The 4,494-nt window shown below is 62.1% G+C and carries 5 protein-coding genes; 3 read left to right on the top strand and 2 right to left on the bottom strand.

Going from position 1 to position 4,494, the window contains the following annotated elements; all coding sequences use genetic code 11:
* Positions 1-210: 210 nt before the first annotated feature.
* Together A7K61_RS30310 and A7K61_RS30305 are read right to left on the bottom strand one after the other, a co-directional pair.
* Positions 211-642: a hypothetical protein gene (locus A7K61_RS30310; protein ID WP_069559001.1), complete on the bottom strand. Its 432-nt coding sequence runs from the start codon at positions 640-642 to the stop codon at positions 211-213.
* A 94-nt stretch (positions 643-736) separates the two neighbouring features.
* The gene (locus A7K61_RS30305; protein WP_069559000.1) at positions 737-1,525 is read right to left on the bottom strand and encodes a helix-turn-helix domain-containing protein; all 789 of its coding nucleotides are present in this window, start codon (positions 1,523-1,525) and stop codon (positions 737-739) included.
* 85 nt (positions 1,526-1,610) lie between these two features.
* On the opposite strand from A7K61_RS30305, the gene A7K61_RS30300 reads away from it, so the two are divergent.
* The 3 genes from A7K61_RS30300 (at position 1,611) to A7K61_RS30290 (ending at position 4,362) form a co-directional block, all read left to right on the top strand.
* On the top strand, positions 1,611-2,609 hold the full coding sequence (locus A7K61_RS30300) for a bile acid:sodium symporter family protein (protein WP_069558999.1): 999 nt from the start codon (positions 1,611-1,613) through the stop codon (positions 2,607-2,609).
* Positions 2,610-2,696: 87 nt separating this feature from the next.
* Positions 2,697-3,059 carry a type 1 fimbrial protein gene (locus A7K61_RS30295; RefSeq protein WP_044273987.1) on the top strand — a complete coding sequence of 121 codons (363 nt, stop codon included), beginning with the start codon at positions 2,697-2,699 and terminating at the stop codon, positions 3,057-3,059.
* A gap of 112 nt (positions 3,060-3,171) precedes the next feature.
* Entirely contained in the window at positions 3,172-4,362 is a 1,191-nt protein-coding gene (locus A7K61_RS30290) for a sugar transporter (protein WP_069558998.1), read from the top strand.
* Positions 4,363-4,494 lie beyond the last annotated feature (132 nt).

The raw sequence follows: 4,494 nt of genomic DNA, 5'->3' as shown, positions 1-4,494 counted from the left end.
CGGGGCGCCTAAGATCAAAAGCAAGATCAAGAGCGGCTCGCTTCGCATCGTGGTTACCGACTGCGCCTTCAGCCCACAGAGTTGTATGTTGCGATGGCGGTGTGGCAGTCACTGCATCTGTTACTGCACTACCGCTATCGCAGGCAAGCCAGCTCCCACATTGGATCTTCTTTGCCTAGAAAGATGTGTTCCCCCCAACATTAGCCTGTGTCAGGCCATGGCTTGCGGCTGGATGCGCAACTCGCCGTCGACATCCTTGACCAGCCCACTGGCCACAAACAGCGGCGCCAGGCGTTTGTGCAGTTGCGGCTCGACGAATTCCTTCACCGTATCCAGCGCCAACACACCACTGAGCGGCAGCTCGGCCTTGGTGTACGACAACCAGGCCTTTTTCAACGCCATCAACACATCACTACCCGCCGTCGAAGCGAAGCGGCGATGCACGGGCTTACCCTCGAAGGTGAAGGTGTGTTGGAACTCGTAGCCGCTTTCATCGCCGCCGTTGGCCGTGCAGCGCACGCAGGTGCAAGGGCCGTCGCCGAAGGCGCTGCGCAGGTAGGCGTTGAAGTCCACCACGGGCTTGAGTGACAGGCGCTTATCAACCTCGAACAGGTCCCCGGTCATTTTTTCGTCAGTGTTCAACGTCCATTTCCTCGCAGTCGGTTGCTGTGTTTCAAAGCGCGGCACAATACCAGCCGAGCGTGGGTTTGGGGATTATTTGCATCGTGGGAAAGGGTCAGCGGAAGAATTCACCGGGGGTGGAATCAAACTGCTGACGAAACGCGTTGATAAAGGCTGAGGTCGATTCATAGCCACACCCCAATGCCACATCCGTCACCCGCTCGCCTTGTTCCAGGGCGGGCAGGGCGCTTAACAGGCGCAGGCGCTGGCGCCACGCGCGGAATGTCAGCCCGGTGTCACTCAGGAACACCCGACTGAGGGTTTTTTCGCTGACTCCCAGCTTGCGGCTCCACTCGCCCAACGTGGTCTGTTGCTCGGGGTGCAGGTTGAGGCTGCGGTAGATCTGCCGCAGCCGCGGGTCGTGAGGCAGCGGCAACATCAAATCCACCTGGGGCGCGGCGGCGAGCTGGTCGAGCAGCACCTGGGCCAGGCGTCCGTCCGCCCCGTCCTCGGTATATTCCACCGGCAATTGGCTGAAGTTGCGGATCAGCTCGCGTAGCAAACTGCTCACCTCCAGCACCTGGCAACGCTCGGCGGCCCAGGCGGTGACGCTGCAATCAAGATACAAACTGCGCATTTCCGTAAGGGGCGAACTGAACACCCGATGGGGCATGCCGGCCGGGATCCACACCGCACGCTGGGGTGGCGCGACGAAACGGCCGACGCTGGTCTGGATCTCCAATACCCCGGAAATCGCGTAGGACAACTGCACCCACGGGTGGCTGTGGCGTCGCGTCAGCGCCCGATTGGGCAAGGATTCAGTGCGCCCGTACACCGGCCTAGGCAGGCTGGAAAGCCCAGGAACACTACGGCGCACGGCTTTTTCATGTCCTTTAGGCGGCATTTACTGGCTCATTGGCGTTAGTCGGTAACAGGTGGTTACGTTAGAGTCGTCGCGACGCTCTTGGCAACCCCTGGAAGAATTGCTTATGACCCGGCCCCGGTTTCTCCCCGACAACTTCACCCTCACCCTGATCGCCACCGTGATCCTCGCCTCACTGCTGCCCGTCAGCGGCCAGACCGCCGTGGCGTTCGGCTGGGTCACCAACCTGGCCATCGCGCTGCTGTTTTTCCTGCACGGCGCCAAGCTGTCGCGCAAGGCCATCGTCGCCGGTGCCGGTCACTGGCGCCTGCATTTACTGGTGTTCAGCCTGACCTTCGTACTGTTTCCGTTGCTGGGCCTGGCGCTCAAGCCAGTGCTGTCGCCGCTGATCGGCACCGAGCTGTACATGGGCATGCTCTACCTCTGCGCCTTGCCGGCCACCGTGCAATCGGCGATTGCCTTTACCTCCCTGGCCCGCGGCAACATCCCGGCGGCCATCTGCAGCGCGGCGGCGTCCAGCCTGTTCGGCATCTTCCTGACGCCGCTGCTGGTAGCGCTGCTGCTCAACGTACACGGTGATGGCGGCTCCACAGTCGATGCAATTGTCAAAATCAGCGTGCAGTTGTTGCTGCCGTTCATTGCCGGGCAAGTCGCCAGCCGCTGGATTGGGGGCTGGGTCGGGCGTAACAAAGCCTGGCTGAAATTCGTCGACCAGGGCTCGATTCTGTTGGTGGTCTACGGGGCTTTCAGCGAGGCTGTCAACGAAGGCATCTGGCACCAGATCCCGCTGTGGGAATTGGGCGGCTTGGTGGTGGCCTGCTGCGTGTTGCTGGCCCTGGTGCTGGTGGCGTCTACGCTGCTGGGCAAGGCGTTTGGCTTTAATCAGGAGGACCGCATCACCATCCTGTTCTGCGGCTCGAAGAAAAGCCTGGCGACCGGCGTGCCGATGGCGCAGGTGCTGTTTGCCGGGGCGAGTATGGGGGTGTTGATTTTGCCGTTGATGCTGTTTCACCAGATCCAGTTGATGGTTTGTGCGGCGTTGGCCCAACGCTATGCCCAGCGGCCGGAGAGCATTCCTGAGTTGATGGGGCAGGTGGATCCGTGACGCACCTCTCATTGGCGGGTAAATAAGCTCAAGTTAACCGGCGTGCCGACGACTTACTTCTTAACTAACCCAAGAAGGAGTGTCGGCATGAACGTTCATCGTGTAGCGGTAATGACTGGCCTTCTGGGGCTGTGGGCAAGTACCTGCGGCGCCGCACAAACCGTGGGGCAGGGCACCATCAGGTTCAGCGGCGCCATTGTCGAGTCAGGGTGTGCGACAAATGCGCGCAGCGGTTCGGTAATGGAACTGCGCGGCTGTGCCCAATCCAGTCGTGGCAGCCGAATCGAGGTGCGCAGTGTCGCGCCGGTGGTCAGTGTCGACGCACCCCATGTGCGGCTGGTGGCGGACAGCGGCGAGGGGCGCTATTACGATCAGCGTTACGTGTTGGTAGACCGCGCCGGTAAGCTCATCCAGTCAGGCAACTACATCATTACCATGACTTCGCCTTAGGTCGTCGGGCGACGATCCGCAGCAACAGCGGTGCGAGAAACCTATAGAATGCTCGGCGGCGGCGCTTGTCCTGGGTGGCCGTTTGATCACCGTCAGAGTACCGCGCCCGTCAATGAGCCTTTCAGCCGCAACCCCCCAAGCCAACTGGCAACCGGTCATCGCCCTCGCGCTGGCCGCGTTTGTGTTCAATACCACCGAATTCGTCCCGGTCGGGCTGCTCAGCGCCATCGGCGCCAGCTTTGACATGCCCGTGGCCAGCGTCGGCCTGATGCTCACCATTTATGCGTGGATCGTGTCGCTGACCTCGTTGCCGGTGATGCTGCTGACCCGCAACGTCGAACGGCGCAAATTGCTGATCGTGCTGTTCGGCCTGTTTATCGCCAGCCATATTCTTTCCAGCGTGGCCACCAGCTTCGGCTTGCTGATGGTCAGTCGGGTCGGCATCGCCCTGGCCCATGCGCTGTTCTGGTCGATCACGGCTTCACTGGCCGTACGCCTGGCGCCAGAAGGCAAGCAGGTGCAGGCCCTTGGCTTGCTGGCCACCGGCACATCCCTGGCGATGGTGTTGGGCATTCCCTTGGGCCGTCTGTTGGGCGAGGCCATGGGCTGGCGCACTACCTTTTTGGTGATCGCCGCGTTCGCCGCCGCGCTGGTGTTCTGGCTGGCGCGCACCTTGCCGTTGCTGCCCAGCCAGAACTCCGGCTCCCTGCGCAGCCTGCCGCTATTGTTCAAGCGTCCGGCGCTGGTGGCGCTCTACGTGCTGACGGCGATGACCGTCACCGCCCAATTCACCGCCTACAGCTACATCGAACCCTTCGTCGAAGGCGTCGCCGGCCTGGGCGGCAGTGCCGTGACCCTGATCCTGTTGGTGTTCGGTGGTGCTGGCATCATCGGCTCGTTGCTGTTCAGCCTGGTGCATCGCTTCAACCCCCACCTGTTCGTGATCGGCGCGGTGTCTATCCTCGCCGCGTGCCTGGCGCTGATGCTGCCGTTGAGCGGCGCCGAGTCTTACCTGGTGGGGCTGAGCATTTTTTGGGGCATGGCGATCATGGGCTTTGGCCTGGCCATGCAGTCCAAGGTGCTGGTGCTGGCACCGGACGCCACCGATGTGGCCATGGCGATGTTTTCCGGGATCTACAACATCGGCATCGGCGGTGGTGCGTTGATGGGCAGTTGGGTCGGCAGCCACTTCGGCTTCGCCTGGATCGGCGCGGCGGGCGGTTTGCTGGCGGGGTTGGCGTTGGTGGGGTATTGCCTGGCGATTCGGCGGTTTGGGCAGGGTGGTGCCCCGGTGCCAAGCTGATCGGCCCGTATCCACCGGATAACTGCAGACTAAATGTGGGAGCTGGCTTGTCGGGTCGCCGCATCGCTGCGATGGCGGCCTGACAGCCGACACAGTCCTACCGAGTACATATCCATTCCTGCGGTAACGGCC

The sequence above is a fragment of the Pseudomonas sp. AP42 genome, assembly GCF_001728935.1.
GTDB lineage: Bacteria > Pseudomonadota > Gammaproteobacteria > Pseudomonadales > Pseudomonadaceae > Aquipseudomonas > Aquipseudomonas lactis.
This window is presented reverse-complemented; position numbering and strand designations above follow the sequence as displayed.